At 72.5% G+C, this 14,927-nt stretch carries 17 protein-coding genes; 8 read left to right on the top strand and 9 right to left on the bottom strand.

The window, feature by feature from the left end; all coding sequences use genetic code 11:
- Positions 1 to 166: 166 nt before the first annotated feature.
- From IEZ20_RS08165 to IEZ20_RS08150, 4 genes are read right to left on the bottom strand one after another with little or no spacing between them, the layout of a single operon-like run.
- Entirely contained in the window at positions 167 to 1,201 is a 1,035-nt protein-coding gene (locus tag IEZ20_RS08165) for a 2-hydroxyacid dehydrogenase (protein ID WP_189295895.1), read from the bottom strand.
- Between the two features lie 17 nt (positions 1,202 to 1,218).
- Positions 1,219 to 1,839, bottom strand: a complete 621-nt coding sequence (locus IEZ20_RS08160) for a histidine phosphatase family protein (RefSeq protein ID WP_189295893.1) — start codon at positions 1,837 to 1,839, stop codon at positions 1,219 to 1,221.
- Positions 1,836 to 3,389, bottom strand: coding sequence for an FGGY-family carbohydrate kinase (locus tag IEZ20_RS08155; protein ID WP_189295891.1), 1,554 nt, complete (start codon positions 3,387 to 3,389; stop codon positions 1,836 to 1,838). Before IEZ20_RS08155 ends, IEZ20_RS08160 begins: the two co-directional genes overlap by 4 nt.
- Positions 3,382 to 4,896 (bottom strand): FGGY-family carbohydrate kinase, encoded by a 1,515-nt coding sequence (locus tag IEZ20_RS08150; protein ID WP_189295889.1) that lies wholly within the window; start codon positions 4,894 to 4,896, stop codon positions 3,382 to 3,384. Before IEZ20_RS08150 ends, IEZ20_RS08155 begins: the two co-directional genes overlap by 8 nt.
- A gap of 247 nt (positions 4,897 to 5,143) precedes the next feature.
- Here IEZ20_RS08150 and IEZ20_RS08145 point away from each other — a divergent pair, with 247 nt between their 5' ends.
- Both IEZ20_RS08145 and IEZ20_RS08140 read left to right on the top strand, forming a co-directional pair.
- On the top strand, positions 5,144 to 5,920 hold the full coding sequence (locus IEZ20_RS08145; RefSeq protein WP_189296244.1) for a DeoR/GlpR family DNA-binding transcription regulator: 777 nt from the start codon (positions 5,144 to 5,146) through the stop codon (positions 5,918 to 5,920).
- A gap of 250 nt (positions 5,921 to 6,170) precedes the next feature.
- Positions 6,171 to 7,439 (top strand): MFS transporter, encoded by a 1,269-nt coding sequence (locus IEZ20_RS08140; protein ID WP_268253033.1) that lies wholly within the window; start codon positions 6,171 to 6,173, stop codon positions 7,437 to 7,439.
- A 106-nt stretch (positions 7,440 to 7,545) separates the two neighbouring features.
- Here IEZ20_RS08140 and IEZ20_RS08135 read toward each other — a convergent pair whose 3' ends face one another.
- Positions 7,546 to 8,247 (bottom strand): hypothetical protein, encoded by a 702-nt coding sequence (locus tag IEZ20_RS08135; RefSeq protein WP_373303913.1) that lies wholly within the window; start codon positions 8,245 to 8,247, stop codon positions 7,546 to 7,548.
- A gap of 238 nt (positions 8,248 to 8,485) precedes the next feature.
- On the opposite strand from IEZ20_RS08135, the gene arr reads away from it, so the two are divergent.
- A complete protein-coding gene (gene arr, locus IEZ20_RS08130) occupies positions 8,486 to 8,914 on the top strand; it encodes an NAD(+)--rifampin ADP-ribosyltransferase (RefSeq protein ID WP_189295885.1) in 429 nt (142 codons plus the stop codon).
- 145 nt (positions 8,915 to 9,059) lie between these two features.
- Here arr and IEZ20_RS08125 read toward each other — a convergent pair whose 3' ends face one another.
- From IEZ20_RS08125 to IEZ20_RS08115, 3 genes are all read right to left on the bottom strand, one after another.
- Positions 9,060 to 9,230 carry a DUF5670 family protein gene (locus IEZ20_RS08125; protein ID WP_189295883.1) on the bottom strand — a complete coding sequence of 57 codons (171 nt, stop codon included), beginning with the start codon at positions 9,228 to 9,230 and terminating at the stop codon, positions 9,060 to 9,062.
- Positions 9,231 to 9,560: 330 nt separating this feature from the next.
- Positions 9,561 to 10,163 (bottom strand): dihydrofolate reductase family protein, encoded by a 603-nt coding sequence (locus tag IEZ20_RS08120; RefSeq protein WP_189295881.1) that lies wholly within the window; start codon positions 10,161 to 10,163, stop codon positions 9,561 to 9,563.
- Positions 10,160 to 11,017: a metalloregulator ArsR/SmtB family transcription factor gene (locus IEZ20_RS08115; protein ID WP_189295879.1), complete on the bottom strand. Its 858-nt coding sequence runs from the start codon at positions 11,015 to 11,017 to the stop codon at positions 10,160 to 10,162. Before IEZ20_RS08115 ends, IEZ20_RS08120 begins: the two co-directional genes overlap by 4 nt.
- Before the next feature lie 35 nt (positions 11,018 to 11,052).
- On the opposite strand from IEZ20_RS08115, the gene IEZ20_RS08110 reads away from it, so the two are divergent.
- Positions 11,053 to 11,766, top strand: coding sequence for a lipase family protein (locus IEZ20_RS08110; protein WP_444545255.1), 714 nt, complete (start codon positions 11,053 to 11,055; stop codon positions 11,764 to 11,766).
- Positions 11,767 to 12,057: 291 nt separating this feature from the next.
- On the opposite strand, the gene IEZ20_RS08105 is transcribed toward IEZ20_RS08110, so the two are convergent.
- Entirely contained in the window at positions 12,058 to 12,477 is a 420-nt protein-coding gene (locus tag IEZ20_RS08105; protein WP_189295878.1) for a MerR family transcriptional regulator, read from the bottom strand.
- Between the two features lie 147 nt (positions 12,478 to 12,624).
- Here IEZ20_RS08105 and IEZ20_RS08100 point away from each other — a divergent pair, with 147 nt between their 5' ends.
- From IEZ20_RS08100 to IEZ20_RS08085, 4 genes are all read left to right on the top strand, one after another.
- Complete coding sequence (locus tag IEZ20_RS08100; protein WP_189295876.1) at positions 12,625 to 12,780, top strand: hypothetical protein; 156 nt, start codon at positions 12,625 to 12,627, stop codon at positions 12,778 to 12,780.
- 11 nt (positions 12,781 to 12,791) lie between these two features.
- Positions 12,792 to 12,974: an MFS transporter gene (locus IEZ20_RS08095; protein ID WP_189295874.1), complete on the top strand. Its 183-nt coding sequence runs from the start codon at positions 12,792 to 12,794 to the stop codon at positions 12,972 to 12,974.
- Between the two features lie 31 nt (positions 12,975 to 13,005).
- Positions 13,006 to 13,800: an alpha/beta fold hydrolase gene (locus IEZ20_RS08090; RefSeq protein ID WP_189295871.1), complete on the top strand. Its 795-nt coding sequence runs from the start codon at positions 13,006 to 13,008 to the stop codon at positions 13,798 to 13,800.
- A gap of 338 nt (positions 13,801 to 14,138) precedes the next feature.
- Positions 14,139 to 14,906 carry a dienelactone hydrolase family protein gene (locus IEZ20_RS08085; protein WP_189295870.1) on the top strand — a complete coding sequence of 256 codons (768 nt, stop codon included), beginning with the start codon at positions 14,139 to 14,141 and terminating at the stop codon, positions 14,904 to 14,906.
- Positions 14,907 to 14,927 lie beyond the last annotated feature (21 nt).

Raw genomic sequence — 14,927 nt, 5'->3', positions numbered from 1 at the left:
GCACGGCGTGCACCCTGAACCGGGGAAGCGGAGACGAGAAGGCCGGTCCCGGGACAGCAGGCCCCGCCTCGGACGGGACGGCGAGTCCGTCGCACCCCGGGGCTAGGGCAGCGCGAGGCTTGAGCCGGTGTCTCTCAGCACGTCGGAGATCATGCGCGGGGCACCCTCAGCCGGCCGGGTTCGCGCAGTGGGCGAGCGGCTCGCCGCGCAGGTGGCGGCCCACCTCCGCCGCGACGATCCGGGCCGCCTTGTGCGCGACCTCGCGGCTGGCGCCCGCGATGTGCGGCGTGAGGACCACGCCCGGCGCGGACAGCAGCCGGGCACCCGCCGGTACCGGCTCGGTCGGGTACACGTCGAAGCCCGCGCCGGCCAGCTGCCCGGACTCCAGCGCGTCGCACACCGCGTCGTAGTCCACCAGCGCGCCCCGCGCGCAGTTCACCAGCACCGAGCCGGGCGGCATCGCGGCGATCTGCTCGCGGCCGATCATGCCGCGCGTCTCGTCCGTCACGCGCGCGTGCAGCGACACGATGCGGGAGCGGCGCAGGAGTTCGTCCAGCGGCACCAGCTCCGCGATGCCCTCCACCGCCCGCGGTTCCACGTACGGGTCGTGCACCAGCACCGTCGCGCCCATCGCCGCCAGCACCCGCGCCACCCGTGAACCGATCGCGCCGAAGCCGACCAGGCCCACCGTGGCGCCGTCGATCTCGATGCCGCAGTTCGCGTAGTCGTAGTAGTCGCCGCGCCACAGAGCCCGCTTGAGGTCGGTGTGCACGTCGGCGACCCTGCGGGCGGCCGCGAGGATCAGGGCCAGGGTGTGCTCCGCGGTGGCGACGGCGTTGCGGCCCGGCGCGTAGCAGACCCTGACTCCGTGCCGGGTGGCCGCCTCCAGGTTGGCGTTGACCGGGCCGCCGCGGCTGACGCAGAACAGCTCAAGGTCCGGGCACGCCTGGAGGATCCGCTCGGTGAGCGGCGCCATCTGCGTCACGCAGACGCGTGTGCCGCGCAGCGCCTCGATCATCTGCTCCTCGGTCCCCGACGCCTCGTCGACCTCGGCGACCTTCCCGAACGGCGTGTGCGGCCAGGGCAGTTTCAGCTCGCGCACGTCGAGGGCGGCGGGGTCGGGCGCGGCGGCGCGCAGTTCGCGCGCGAGCAGTTCGGGGAGGACGAAGTGGTCGCCGGCGGCGAGGACGGTGATGGTCACGCGGGTACTCCGGTCGGTCAGGGGTGGTGGACGGGCAGGGCGGGGACGTTGAGCCGCAGCAGCGCGGCCTGTCCCTCGTGCAGCCGCAGTTCGGTCAGCGCGCCGTTCTCCAGCACGGGGAACACGCTCCGGTAGCGGGCGAGCGGGATGCCGAGCAGGGCGCACAGCATCAGGCGTACGAGGGTGGAGTGGGCGACGACCAGGACGCGCCCGTCGGGCAGTTCGCCGGCGACCTCGGTCAGGCAGGCGACGCCGCGCCGGGCGGCCGCCGCCGGGTCCTCGCCGCCGGGCAGGTGGTGGGCGACCGGGTCGGTGAGGAACGCGGCCAGTTCGTCGGGGAAGAGCTCGGCCATCTCGGCGCGGGTCAGCCCGTCACCGCGGCCGAAGTCGACCTCGTACAGCCGCTCGTCCACGCGCAGTGGCAGGCCGCGGGCGGCGGCCGCCGGCTCGGCGGTGAGCCGGGCCCGCGACAGCGGTGAGCACAGCACGGCGTCCAGACGCTGCCCGGCCGCCCAACCGCCCAGCGCCGCCGCCTGCTTGTGGCCGCGCTCGGTCAGCGGTACGTCGCTGCGGCCGGCGTAGCGGTTGTCCGCGTGCCATGCGGTCTCGCCGTGCCGTACGAGCACGAAGTCGGTCATGTCCGGGCCTTTCCGTGGGCGTGGGCGGCCACCTGCTCCTCCAGCCATCCCCGGCGGACCAGCTCGTCGACGAAGCCGAGGTAGACGGGCAGCAGCAGCCGCGTTCGGTCCGGGTCCGGGTCGAGTTCCTCGCGGACGCGCACCATCGCCGTCGCCGCGTCCCGCAGGGCGACCCCGGACGCGGTGGCCGCGAGGACGGCCATGCCGACGGCGCTCTCGGCCTGTTCCGGCAGCAGCACCCGGCGGCCGAGGACATCGGCGCGCAGCTGGGACCAGTACCGGTTGCGGGCGCCGCCGCCGGTCAGGTGCAGGGGGCCGGTGACGGGGGCGCCGAGCCGGTCGAGGTAGTCGAAGCACAGCCGTTCCAGGCAGGCCACGCCGAGCAGGCAGGCGTGGAACTCCTCGGCCGTGCCCGCCGGTCGGCCGAGTGTGAACGCGGTGGCCTGCGGGGCGCGGAACGGGAAGCGTTCACCGCCGTCACCGGCGAGCGGGTAGGTGACGGCGGTCGGACCCGGGGCAGCCGTCGAGGCCAGCGGGCCTGTCGGGCCCGGCGCACCCGGCGCACGCGTCGATCCCCACCTCGCCGCGGCCTCGGCGGTCAGCGCGGACAGGTCGGCTCCGGGGAAGCGCCGGGTGAGCACGCCGGCGCCGCTGCTGGAGGCGCCGCCGGGCAGCCAGGTGCCCTCGGGCCCGCGATGGCAGTACACCACCCCGGCCGGGTCGCGCACCGGGTGCGGGCTGACGCCCTTGAGGACGAGCGTCGTCCCCAGCACCGCGTTCCAGGCGCCGGGCTCCAGCGCGCCCGCGCCGATCTGCGCGGCACAGCCGTCGGTCATGCCGGCGACGATCGGCGTGCCGGCCGGGATGCCGGTGGCGGCGGCCGCCTCGGCGCAGACGTCGCCGACGACCGTGCCGGGGCGTACGACGTCGGGCAGCAGCCCCGCCGGGACGCCCAGTTCGGACAGCTCCTCCTCGGGCCAGCGCTCGGCGAGCAGGTCGTATCCCGTCTTCAGGGCGTGGCTCGCGTCGCTCGGCACCTGCCGGCCGGCCAGCCGCCAGGTCACCAGGTCGGCCTGGTGCAGCAGCCGGGTCCCGGCGGGCGGGCGGTCCCGTTCCAGCAGCCACAGCAGCTTCGGCAGCGCCCAGGAGGGCTGCATGCTGCGGTAGCCGAGCCGCTCCCACACCGGCGCACCCACCGCGTTGACACGGTCCGCGCAGTCGCCGGCGCGCCCGTCGTCGTACATCAGCCCCGCGGTCAGCGGGGTGCCGTCGGGAGCGGCGAGGAGGATCGTCCCGGAGGTGGCGTCCACGGCCACGTCCCGCACCCGGCCCGCCTCCACGCCGGCGAGGGCCGCGCGGCAGGCGGTGCTCAGCGCGGACCACCACTGTGCGGGGTCCTGCTCGTGGCGGGGCCCGTCACGGCGGCCGGTGAGCGGGTGGGACGCGGCGCCGACGACCCGTCCGGTGCCGTCGACGGCGACCGCGCGGGCGCTCTGGGTGCCCAGGTCGAGACCGAGGTGGACGGCGTCGGGGGACAGGGCGTCAGACATGGGTGGCCTCCGGGGCGCGGCGGGTGGCGGCGGGTGTCCAGCCGAGCCCTCGGGCCGCGTCCCGCCAGGTCAGATGGGCCGCGTACAGCTCGTCGTACAGGGCGGCCCGCCCGGGGTCCGGCTCCCAGGCCGACCCCCTGTGCACGCACCCGTCGACGGCCTCGCGCATGTCGCGTACGGCGCCGGTGAGCACCAGACCGGTCAGGAAGGCTCCCTTGGCGCCCAGCTCGGTGTCGGTGCTGCGGGCGGTCGGCACCCCGGTGGCGTCGGCGATCATCCGGCACCAGCGGTCGCTGGCCGCGCCGCCCCCGCACAGCAGCAGCTCACGCACCCGCGTCCCCGACGTGTGCAGACAGTCCCGGACCACCAGCGACAGGCCCTCGAACACCGCCCTGGCCAGGTCGGCCGGCGTGTGCGTGAGCGACAGCCCCCAGAACGCCCCGCGCGCCCGGGGATCGAGGAACGGCGCCCGCTCCCCGGCCGGCGACAGATACGGCAGGAACGCCAGCCCCCGCGCGCCCGGCTCGGACGAGAACGCCAGGTCGCCGAGCGCGGCCGGAGTGTCCGCGCCCAGCGTCCGGCACGCCCAGTCCAGCACCTCCGTACCGGCCAGCGTCGGGAAGGCGCGCAGCACCCGCTCGGGACCGTCGTAGGCGATGGTGATGCCGCACGGCTCACCGGACGTGTCCACCGAGTCGCGCACGATCTCCGTGCACAGCGTGGTGCCGAGGATCGCGCACGCCTGTCCGGCCTCCACCACGCCCGCGCCGCGCGCGGTGGCCGCGATGTCGTACGGCGCCATCACGACCGGAAGACCGGCCGGCAGCCCCAGCTCGCCCGCCGCGTGATGCGTGATCTCGGCGATCCGTTCCTTCTCGCCGAGGACCCGCGGCAGCAGCGGCCGCGCCCAGTCCATGCCGAACAGGCCGATCACCGCCGGGTCGTAGTCGCCGGTGGTGTGGTCGAGGAACGGCGCGGAGGCGTCCGAGGGGTCGATCGCGGTGACGCCGGTGAGCTTCAGGAAGAGCCAGCCCGCCGCGGTGAGCGCGGTCCGCGAGCGCTCCAGCCGCCCCGGGTCGTGCCGCGCGAGCCAGGCGAGCACCGCGTTCGGCATGCCGCCACAGGTCAGCGAGCCGTTGCGGCGGAACGCCCCTTCCAGCACGCCGTCCGCCTGCCAGCGCGCCAGCAGATCGCCGGCCCGCCCGTCGGACCACAGGATCGCGGGCCCGGTCGGGCGGCCCTCACCGTCGACCAGCCAGCAGCCGTCGCCCTGCGCGGTGAACGCGACCAGCCACACCGGATCAGGCGACTCCCCCAGCTGGGCGAGCGCGCCGCGCACCGTGAACACGACCGCGTTCCACACGGCCTCCATGTCCTGCTCGGCCCATCCGGGGTACGGCCGCAGCACCTCGGTGCCGATGCGGGACACCGCCAATTCCCGACCTCGATCGTCGAACACCACGGATTTGATGACGGACGTGCCGACGTCGACGGTCAGTACCGACATGGCTGCACTCCCCTGTCCCTTCGTTGCTCCGGCGACCCCCTCAGGGAAACCCGCGGGAGAAGCCCCGTCAATTACGCGCCGTGCATATCCCGCGACGGAGGCGGGGCTCGATGTGAAGTACCGGTGAGGTGCCGCCGAGTGCCGTCGAAGAGCCGTGCACCACCAGCCGCGGGGCCCGTGGGGCGGCCGACCGCTGTGTTATGTTCGTGTGAGTTTCGCACGGCGAGTTCGCATGGAGGTCGACGTCATGGACCGCGTGGACGCCCAGGCCGACCGGCGGCGCCGGGTGCGCGAGCTCGTCACCAGCAAGGGGTTCGTCAGGACCGCCGACCTGGCCGCGGAGTTCGACGTCAGCGTCATGACCATCCACCGCGACCTGGACGCCCTGCAGGCGCAGGGCTGGCTGCGGAAGGTGCGCAGCGGCGCGAGCTGTCTGCCCTCCACGCAGTTCCACGGCAGCGTCGGCGAACGCATGCGGGCGATGGCCCAGGTCAAGCGGCGTCTGGCGGGTGCGGCCGCGGAGGAGCTGGCGCCGGGCCAGGTCGTCATGGTCGACGACTCCACCACCTGCCTCGCCCTCACCCAGCACCTGCCCGCGCACACGCCGATCACCGTCATCACCAACTCCCTGCCCGCCATCTCCTCCCTCGCCCGCGAACCCGGAGTGGCGCTGGTCGCCCTCGGCGGCACCTACTTCCCGGCGTACGACGCCTTCATGGGCCCGCACACGGCGGCCGGCGTGGAGGCGTTCCGCGCGGATGTGCTGTTCATGTCCACCACGGCCGTCACCGCCGGCCGTTGCTACCACATGTCGCCGGAAACCGTGCAGGTCAAGCGCGCGATGATGGCGGCCGCGGCCCGCCGGGTGCTGCTCATCGACCACACCAAGTTCGCCAACCAGGGGTTGTACGCGCTGGCCCCGCTCACCGACTTCGACCTGATCCTCGTGGACGACGCCGCCCCGGCGACGGAGGTGCGCCGGCTGCGCGAGCAGGGCGTGGCGGTGCGTGTGGTGGCCGGCTGACCGGCCGTCCGTCACGTGAACATCACGCGGACTTCACCCGGCGCGCAGCGCGGACACCACCCCCGCTCGCACCTCTGACCTGCGCGAACGCGCCCGCCCGCCACCCGTCCGACGGATGACTTCACGCGACGGCTCCGGCGCTCCGCGAGGTGTTCCCACCGGCGGATTGACGGGCCCCGGCACGGCTCTTTTCATCGTCACCACTCGCGGCATTCCGCTCCGCCGAAAACCCCGAAAAAGGTGATGAGACGTGCTGAACCTCGATCGCATCGGAATTCCCCGGGCACTTGCCTGGGGATTTCTCGGCGTTCTCATATTCATGATCGGTGACGGCGTCGAATCCGGATACCTGTCGCCGTATCTCCTCGACGAGGGATTCCCCCGCGGCCAGGTGGCCCTGCTGTTCACCGTGTACGGGGTCACGGCGAGCATCGCCGCGTGGTTCTCCGGCGCGCTGTCCGACCTGTGGGGGCCGCGCCGCGTCATGCTGCTCGGGCTCTGCGTGTGGGCGGCGCTGCAGGTCTTCTTCCTCGCGGTCGCGATCCCCGTCCACAGCATGGGCCTGCTGCTGACGGCGTACGGCCTGCGCGGCTTCGGCTATCCGCTCTTCGCCTACGGCTTCCTGATCTGGGTGACGGCCGTGACGCCGCCGCGCCGGCTGGGCTCGGCCGTGGGCTGGTTCTGGTTCGCGTTCACCGGCGGACTGCCCACGCTGGGCTCGCTGTTCGCCAGCTTCGCGGTGCCGTGGGCGGGCGCCTACCAGACCCTGTGGATCTCACTCGCGCTGGTGGTCGCCGGCGGGCTCATCGCCCTGCTGCTGGTGCGCGAACCGGTGGGCCGCTCCCGGCTCGCCCCGGCCGGTGAGCGTCCCGTGGCGACCCTGCTCGGCTCCCTCGCCATCGTCTGGCGCAACCCGCGGATCGGCGCCGGAGCCGTGGTGCGGGCGATCAACACGGCGGCGCAGTTCGGCTTCCTGGTCTTCCTGCCGGTGTTCTTCACCGACACGCTGGGGTTCTCGCTCGCGCAGTGGCTGCGGCTGCTGTCGGCGATGTTCGCCACCAACATCTTCTTCAACCTGCTCTTCGGTGTCGTCGGCGACCGTATCGGCTGGCGGCGCACCGTCGCCTGGTGCGGCGGTGCGGGCTGCGCGGTGACGACGCTGCTGCTGTACTACGGGACCGTGGCCGCCGGTCACAACTTCCCGCTGGCGCTGCTGCTGGTGAGTCTCTTCGGCGCGACGCTCGCCGGCTATGTGCCGCTGTCGGCGCTCATGCCGTCGATGGCGCCCCGGCACAAGGGGCAGGCCATGTCGGCCCTCAATCTCGGCGCCGGCGTCAGCACGTTCCTGGGGCCGGCCGTCGTCGGGCTCTTCCTGGGGCCGCTCGGCGTGGAGGGCGTCATGTGGATCTTCGCCCTGCTGTACGCGGTGAGCGCGGTCCTGACGGCGTTCCTGACGCTGCCGCGGGAGGCGGCGGAGACGGCCGCGGGTGCGGTCGCCGCCGGGCAGCCGGCGGCGTAGTACGCGGGTCACGTTCCCGGCCCGTCACGCCCGGTGGGTCCCCGCGCCCTCTGTGCGTGAGGCGGCCTCAACGCCGCTGAGGCCGGGAACGTGACCCGCGGATCAACTACCCCCGCAGCCAGACCCGCAGCGGGCCGACCGCCTCGAAGCCGTGGCGGACAGCGGCTTCCAGGTCCGCGCCGTGCTCGTAGCCGACCACGGGCAGGGCCGGGAACAACCGGTGCGCTGCGTCCAGCACCCCCGGCCAGGCCCGGTCGGCGCCGCCCTCCACCGCGAAGACGTTGGAGATTCCGACCACATCGTCGCTGCGGCTCGCCACCGCCCCGGCGGCCACCCGGCCGTCAGGGGAGCGTCCGACGAACACGGACGTGGCCGGGTCGTCGAGCAGCTCGGGCCGGAAGAGGTCCGCGTTGCCGTCCCCGTCGTCCCAGGCAAGGGCCCAGGCCCGCAACGTGTCCCGGTCCCTGACGACGTCCCAGGCGAGACCGGGTGAGGTGGGCGGCGCGCCCGCCGGGCGGTGGATCCACTGCGCGTCGAACAGCACCTCGAACCCGGCCCCCGTCAGGTCGAGGTCGGCGAAGCTGTCCTTGACACAGGCGCCGGCGGCAGCGGTGTCGATCCGGTCCACCAACGCGGCGGCATCGGCCCCCGGCACCAGCGTCACCGCGTCGGGGTAGTACAGCGGCGGCCGGGAGGGGACGGCCCAGGCCTGCTCTCCGAACTCGCCCGTCAAGCCGTGCGATCGGTTCATCGACGCACACCACTCGGCGTTGTTGCGGGCTGCGGCCCGGATCAGGGACTGCTTCATCGTTGTCACAAGTGCGCATCTTCGCCTGGCCGGCCCCGGCCGGTCGAACACATTTCCTTCAGCCACAGAGCAGACGCCCCGTGCACCCCGCACGGCGCCTGGGGAGAGGCGTGACCATCCTGGCGTGCGGAGCGGCGACGGCAGCCTCGGCCGCGTCCCGCGGTGCTGGTGCCGTCGGTCCGTCGGTGTGCGCATCATGGTCCCTGTCGTCCCCAGGGCCAGGCCGAAGGAGTAGCCCATGACCAGTGCCCCCGTCCCCTTCCAGGTGTACGAGGCGGGAACCTACCTGCACGGTACGAAGGCAGACCTCGTACCGGGGGATCTGTTGACCCCTGGCCGCGCCTCCAACTACGAGGCGGGACGCACGTCCCGCCATGTCTACGTTTCCGAGACCCTGGATGCCGCCGCCTGGGGTGCAGAGCTCGCAGTCGGCGAAGGGCCGGCACGGATCTACGTGGTGGAGCCGACCGGCGATCTGGAGGACGACCCCAACGTCACCGACAGGAAGTTCCCGGGCAACCCCACCCGCTCCTATCGCACGCGCGAGCCTGTGCGCGTCGTGTCGGAGCTCAAGGCATGGGTCGGGCACTCCCCCGAGCAGATCGAGGCCATGCTGGACGGGCTGGCCGACCTTCGCCGCCGTGGCATCGCCACGATCCTGGACTGACGGGGTCCGTCGAGTCCCCGGAGGCCCGCGGCCAGGCCCCGCGCCGATCGCCGGGGACGTGCACCAGTGGGGCACGGCCGTACCCGGCCGGGCCCCACTGGTGTCCGTGCGCGGGGCACGGGCTGCGCGCTCAGGGCACCTTCGCCTACCAGCGGTACCAACGCCCCCTGCGGCCACCACTGCCCGCGGGCCGGACGACGAAGCCGAGCAGCCAGGCGACCAGCACGATGACCGCGATCCACCACAACGCCTTCAGTGCGAAACCCGCACCGAAGAGGATCAGAGCCAGCAGAAGAACCAGAAGCAGGGGAACCATCGTTATCAACCTCCTGGCCACCGGATGCCCTTGTCCCAGCCCCACAAGCACACAAAACCCGGGTTAGTTTCACGGGATGAAGGGCATGTGCACCGTTCTTTCCAGACGTTGTCCCGTACGGAATGTGAGTTATCCGGTGTGGACCGACTTGAGGAGCCGAGAAATATCAAGTACGGCCGGGGTGGCCGCCTCGCTGACGGTGGCCGTACGGTGGACCCGGCGGCAGCGCCGTTCACGGGCGTACGGCGGTGCGCGGTGCGATCCTTCTCCTGCCTGCCGTAGTTCACCCCGGCGGGGAGGACCTGGCGGCCGGCCTGTCGGATCCCCGGCTCAGCGGAGCCGGTCGTAGACGAGAGCCAACGTGCCGTGCTCGCCCGCGGCCTGGCTGACGAGGGTCCACTTGCCGGCCGGCAGGCCGTCCTCGAAGAGGCGCGGTCCGCCGCCGAGGAAGACCGGGAAGACGGTGAGGGCCAACCGGTCGACCGCGTCGGCTGCCAGCAGTGCTTTGATGACGCTGGCGCTGGACAGGACGAGGACGTCACCGCCCTCGGTGGCTTTGAGGTCGGTGACGACTTCGCCGGTGGGCTTGTCGACGATCGTCGTCCGCTCCCAGGGCGCCTGGTCGAGAGTGGAGGACAGGACGACCTTGTCGGTGTCGACGAGCCACTTCGCGAAGGCCTCGTCGCGCGGGTCGGCGCCTTCCATGCCGATGACGGTGGGCCAGAAGCCGAGGAAACCCTCGGCGTTGACGCGGCCGAGCAGGGCCGTCGTCGCCGTCCGGTGAAGGCTCGCCAGGTGGTCACGGGCGACGTCGGTCACGGCGTAGGGCATCACCCAGCTCATGTCCAGCGGGTTGTCCGGGGCGGCGTAGCGGCCGTCGAGGGAGAGGGCCGTGTTGGTGACGATGCGGCGGCCGCTGCTCTGCTGGGTCATCTCGTGCTCCTCGCGTCGATGCTGTCGGTGTCGTGCGCGTGCTCGCGGAGAAGAGCCGCGAGTCTGTCCAGGCTCTGACCGAAGCCGGTCTCGATACCGGCGACGAAGTCGGCGGAGCCGACGGTGCTGTCGGTGATGCGCCAGTGGACGTCGAGGCCCGTGCCCGTTCCCTTGGGCCGCAGGTCCATGCGGATGTGTGCGGTGAAGGCGGGGCGGCCGTCGGGAAGCAGGGGGCACAGGCGGTAGGCGAGGTGCTCGCCGGGACGCAGGTCGTCGACGACGCCCTGCGCGCGTCCGACGACCAGGTCCGAGTTCTCGACGACTTCGGCGTCACGGTACGCCTGGACGATGCGCCCGCCGGGGCGCGCCTCGAAGACGAGTTCGCTGACGCGCAGGTCGTCGGGGGTCCACCAGCGGGCGAGCAGGGCGGTCTCGGTCAGGTGGCGCCAGACCCGCTCGGGACGTGCCGTCAGCGAGCGGTGGAAGGTGAAGGAACGGCCGTCCGCCCAGCCCGCTTCCCGGGCAGCGAGCCGCTCCGCGTCCAGGGCGCGCTCCTGACGGTCGTACGTCGCACGCGGGCCGTTGTCGGCCTGGTCCGCGGTGTCGGCGAGTCGGCCGAGTACGGTCGCCAGCTCGCGCAGGGCGGTGGACCGGAGGGCGTAGACGCGGCGCTGGCCGATGCGCTGGGAGGTGACGATGCCGGCACGCTCAAGGGTCTGCAGGTGCTTGGTCGTCTGCGGCTGGCGGGCCTGGGCCAGCTGTGCGAGAACACCGACCGAGCGGGGTCGTTCGGCCAGCAGGCCCACCAGCCGCCAGCGGGCTGGATCGGCCAGTGCGGCGAGGAGTGCGTCCATGCGCCCAGTATTCACTCCGACGAATATTCGTGTCAATGAATCTATCAGGCCTCTTCCATGCTGCCGCGACCCGCATACAAGGACGAGGCCACCATCGAGAAGCAGGCCCGCCAAGGGGGGTTCGAGACGGTACGGCACCACCGCACCCGCTTCACACCGCCTTCCGCGGCACCGAGCCCGCTCAGATCCGCGACTGGCTCTCCGACACCACCACCCCGCCCTGGCCCGGCCCCGCGAACACCGGGTACGTCCACTACGGCTTCGCCCAAGCCCTGGAATCCGTCTTCCCCACCGTCAAGACCGCCCTGGAGGAGACGCGGACGAACGGGCAGAGCCTGTTCTTCACCGGTCACAGCCTCGGGGGCGCCCTGGCCATGCTCGCCGGTGCACGGCTGTACCTCGAGGATCCCAAGCTGCTCGCGGACGGCGTCTACACGTACGGCCGGCCCCGCACCTGTGACCGCTTCCTGGCCGAGGCGTGCGACAAGGGCTTCAAGCAGCGCATGTTCCGCTTCGTCAACAACAATGACGTCGTCCCGACATTGCCGCCGGAGCCCGCCTACACCCACGTCGAGACCCTGCGCTACCTCGACTCCGACGGCCGGCTCCGCGAGAAGACGTCCCTCTTCGGCGGTCTCGCCGACCATGCCAAGGGTTACGTCGCCGACCCGCTCGCACCGTCGAGCGACGGTGTGCGCGATCACTTCATCCACGCGTACATCGCCGCCCTGGAGAAGAACCTGGCCTGACGCCGGCATGCCGGCATCGCTCGGGAGCACTCGCGTCCGGGGGCGCCACGGCCGGCGAGACGGTCGCCAGGGAGCAGTGGGGCGGTCTGCGGGGACGTCGCCGTCACCCGGGCCGTGGCGGCGTAGGCCGGCAGGCGTGGTGCCGTACCGGCGTCGTACCGCCCGTCGCAGGGCGGGGGCGTCCGTGCAGCCGCTTCGAGCGGCTGTCGACTCGACGCCGAGTTCGTGGAGGTGGCGTTGGAGAGACCGTGTGCCGACCCGCCGGCCGAAACCGGCGGGAGGCGGCCGGCGTCAGCCCCGGGACGCCGGCTGTCGGATCGTCAACTCGGCGGCGTCCACACCGGCGTCCGGCTCGGGGGCGTCCGGGCCCGCGGCGATGACCGTGTCCAGCACACTCCGTGACGCCTCCAGGTCATTGATCGCGCAAGTGATGCGCTCACGCTCGCGGCGCAGATCCGCCACCAGGTCGGAGCACACCGGCGCCAGGGTCGTGCTGTCGTCGCGGACGCACGGCAGGACCCGGGCGATGAGGGCTGTCGGCAGTCCGGCGGCGAGCAGGAAGCGGATGCGCCGGACGGTGTCCACGTCCGCGTCGCTGTAGACCCGGTAGCCGCTCGGCAGCCTCGTCGGCGCCAGTAGCCCCTGCTCCTCGTAGTAGCGCAGCAGTCGCTCGCTGACCCCGGTGCGGCGGACCATCTCCCCGATGCGCATGTGACCTGCACCTCACCCGATTGACTCTCACACCGATGTGAGACTTTAGCGTCCTGGTCATGACCACCAGCACCACCCCCTCAACGCTCCGACGGCCGCTGCCGTCGGTGCCGGACCGCACGGCCGCCCTGGCAGTGCTCACCGCTGGTGCGACTCCCCCGCCGCCGCGCGCCGCCGGTCCTGCTGGACGTGTTCGTCGCCGGCACCATCGCCGCGGCTTCGGCAGGCGGCCTCGGCGCCCTGGCGGCGGCGCGGACGCCGACCACGCTCACCCACAGCACCACCTCCGCGATGGCGGTGTGATCGCCGTGGCGATGACACCTGTGTCACGGCGTGGCCGCGCCGTCGCCGTCGTGACCGCCGGCTGGAACCTGACCACCGTCCTCGGCGCCCCCCTGGGCGCCTGGCTCTACGACCACTCGGGCTGGCGCACCACCTTCCGGTCCGCCCCTTCCCCCACAGCCCTCACACTCGCCGCGGCCACCACCCGGCAGTGAACCCCACTCAGAAACCGAAGGAGAGACACCTATGTCCACTGCTCTGCCCACCTCAAGCCTCGGCCGCATCGTGCGCGGCACCGGCCCGGGCCTGCTGCTCGCCCACGGAGCCGGCGGCGGCATCGACGCCAACTACGGCCCGGTGCTGGACACTCTGGCCGCGCAGCACACCGTCGTCGGCCCCGACTATCCCGGCACCGGCCGAACGCCGCGCGCAGGCGCTCCGCTTTCCCTGGACGGCCTGGCCGACGAACTCGTCGCCACCGCCGTGGAGGAAGGCGTGGAATCCTTCGCCATCGCGGGCTACTCGCTCGGCAGTTCCGTCGCGGTCCGGGCCGCCACCCGGCACCCCGAACGCGTCACCGCTCTCATCCTCACCGCGGGGTTCGCCCACCCCAACCCGCGGATGCTGCTGGCGGCCCGGATCTGGCGGGACCTGCTGCGCTCCGACGACCTGGAGCACCTGGCCGGCTTCCTGTCCCTGCTCGGCCTCAGCGCCCCCGCCCTGGACGCCGTCGGCCAGGACGCCCTCGACACGGCCCTCAAGAACACCGCAGCCACGATCCCGCCCGGCACCCCGGAACACCTGGACCTGCTCATCGACCACGTCGACGTACGAGCCGACCTCCCCGCCATCGCCGTACCGACCCTCGTCATCTCCACCACCCTCGACCAGCTCGTCACACCGCACCATCACCGGCAGCTCGCCGACACCATCCCGGGCGCGCAGTACGCGGAGATCCCCACGGGGCACCTGCCGTTCGTCGAACAGCCCGAGCAGTGGGGCGCCCTGATGCGTGACTTCCTCCGCGCCGGCCGCGCCTGACGCCGGCCCCGCGTCCCTCTCAGGCACTTTCCGGCGGGGCTGTCGGCGACGTCCCCGGCGAGTCGCCGACAGCCTGCCCTGGCCGCACCGCCCAACAGCCCGGGAGCACGCCCTCCGGCTCAACGGCCCGGCAGCGCACCCTCCGAAGGCGGAAAAACTCCGGCCGGGCTGATGATCGATCTGATAGTTTCCACTCGTCCGTGACACCGGCCAAGGAGGTGAGACCCATGAACGCTGTATCCCCGTGGGTGCTCCCCCTTCCCGTCACGGCCGAGCGATAGACACAGCTGTCGCCGGGAGCGCCTCGATCACCAGGCACTCCCGAAAGGCAACACGCCATGCACACTCTCAAGTTCTCCGGTCAGTCGTCGTCGAACGGCATCGTCGAACGCGACTTCACCATCGGTGACGTCCCCGGCGTTCTCTGGTCGCCGGCCTCCGGGGCGGGCGAGCGCGCGCCCCTGGTTCTGCTGGCCCACGGCGGCGGCAACCACAAAAAGCACCCCGCGATGTCCGGACGGGCCAAGCTCCTCGTGGCCGGCTGCGGCTTCCACGTCGCCGTCCTCGACGCGCCCGGCCACGGCGACCGGCCCCGCACCGCGCACGACGAGGCGGAGATCGCCGAGATGTTCCGCGCGAGGGCGGCCGGCGAGCCGGAAGGCCCGATCATCGTCCGCTACAACGCCCACCTGGCCGAACTCGCCGTGCCCGAGTACCAGGCGGCCCTGGACGCCCTCCAGCAGCTCACGGAGATCGGCTCCGAAGGGCCGGTGGGGTTCTGGGGCCTCAACATGGGCACCGCGATCGGAGTACCGCTGGTGGCGAGCGACCCGAGGATCACCGCCGCGGTCTTCGGTCAGCACTGGCCCGACGTGCTGGCCGAGAAGGCGAAGCAGATCACCGTCCCGATCGAGTTCGACATGCAGTGGGACGACGAGCACATCCCCCGCGAGGCCGGTCTCGCGCTGTTCGACGCCTTCGCCTCGAAGGAGAAGACCCTGCACGCCAACTCCGGCAAGCACAAGGAACTGCCCCGGTTCGAGGCCGACAGCGCGGTCCGCTTCTTCGCCCGGCACCTCGGCCGGCCGATCACCTCTGCAAGCTGACCCACGCCCGTCGCGGCGTCC

Origin of the sequence: Streptomyces cinerochromogenes (genome assembly GCF_014648635.1) — a bacterium.
GTDB classification, from domain to species: Bacteria; Actinomycetota; Actinomycetes; order Streptomycetales; family Streptomycetaceae; genus Streptomyces; species Streptomyces cinerochromogenes.
The sequence above is the reverse complement of the archived record's forward strand: the minus strand, read 5'-3'. Positions and strand labels throughout refer to the sequence as shown.

Bases quoted from the DNA above. Each gene is read 5' to 3' on its own strand.
- IEZ20_RS08125 (WP_189295883.1), bottom strand. From the start codon at position 9,230: ATGGTTCCCCTGCTTCTGGTTCTTCTGCTGGCTCTGATCCTCTTCGGT.
- IEZ20_RS08160 (WP_189295893.1), bottom strand. From the start codon at position 1,839: ATGACCGACTTCGTGCTCGTACGGCACGGCGAGACCGCATGGCACGCG.
- IEZ20_RS08145 (WP_189296244.1), top strand. From the start codon at position 5,144: ATGGACCGCGTGGACGCCCAGGCCGACCGGCGGCGCCGGGTGCGCGAG.
- IEZ20_RS08085 (WP_189295870.1), top strand. From the start codon at position 14,139: ATGCACACTCTCAAGTTCTCCGGTCAGTCGTCGTCGAACGGCATCGTC.
- arr (WP_189295885.1), top strand. From the start codon at position 8,486: ATGACCAGTGCCCCCGTCCCCTTCCAGGTGTACGAGGCGGGAACCTAC.
- IEZ20_RS08110 (WP_444545255.1), top strand. From the start codon at position 11,053: ATGAATCTATCAGGCCTCTTCCATGCTGCCGCGACCCGCATACAAGGA.
- IEZ20_RS08090 (WP_189295871.1), top strand. From the start codon at position 13,006: ATGTCCACTGCTCTGCCCACCTCAAGCCTCGGCCGCATCGTGCGCGGC.
- IEZ20_RS08105 (WP_189295878.1), bottom strand. From the start codon at position 12,477: ATGCGCATCGGGGAGATGGTCCGCCGCACCGGGGTCAGCGAGCGACTG.
- IEZ20_RS08150 (WP_189295889.1), bottom strand. From the start codon at position 4,896: ATGTCGGTACTGACCGTCGACGTCGGCACGTCCGTCATCAAATCCGTG.
- IEZ20_RS08135 (WP_373303913.1), bottom strand. From the start codon at position 8,247: ATGAAGCAGTCCCTGATCCGGGCCGCAGCCCGCAACAACGCCGAGTGG.
- IEZ20_RS08115 (WP_189295879.1), bottom strand. From the start codon at position 11,017: ATGGACGCACTCCTCGCCGCACTGGCCGATCCAGCCCGCTGGCGGCTG.
- IEZ20_RS08095 (WP_189295874.1), top strand. From the start codon at position 12,792: ATGACACCTGTGTCACGGCGTGGCCGCGCCGTCGCCGTCGTGACCGCC.
- IEZ20_RS08120 (WP_189295881.1), bottom strand. From the start codon at position 10,163: ATGACCCAGCAGAGCAGCGGCCGCCGCATCGTCACCAACACGGCCCTC.
- IEZ20_RS08155 (WP_189295891.1), bottom strand. From the start codon at position 3,389: ATGTCTGACGCCCTGTCCCCCGACGCCGTCCACCTCGGTCTCGACCTG.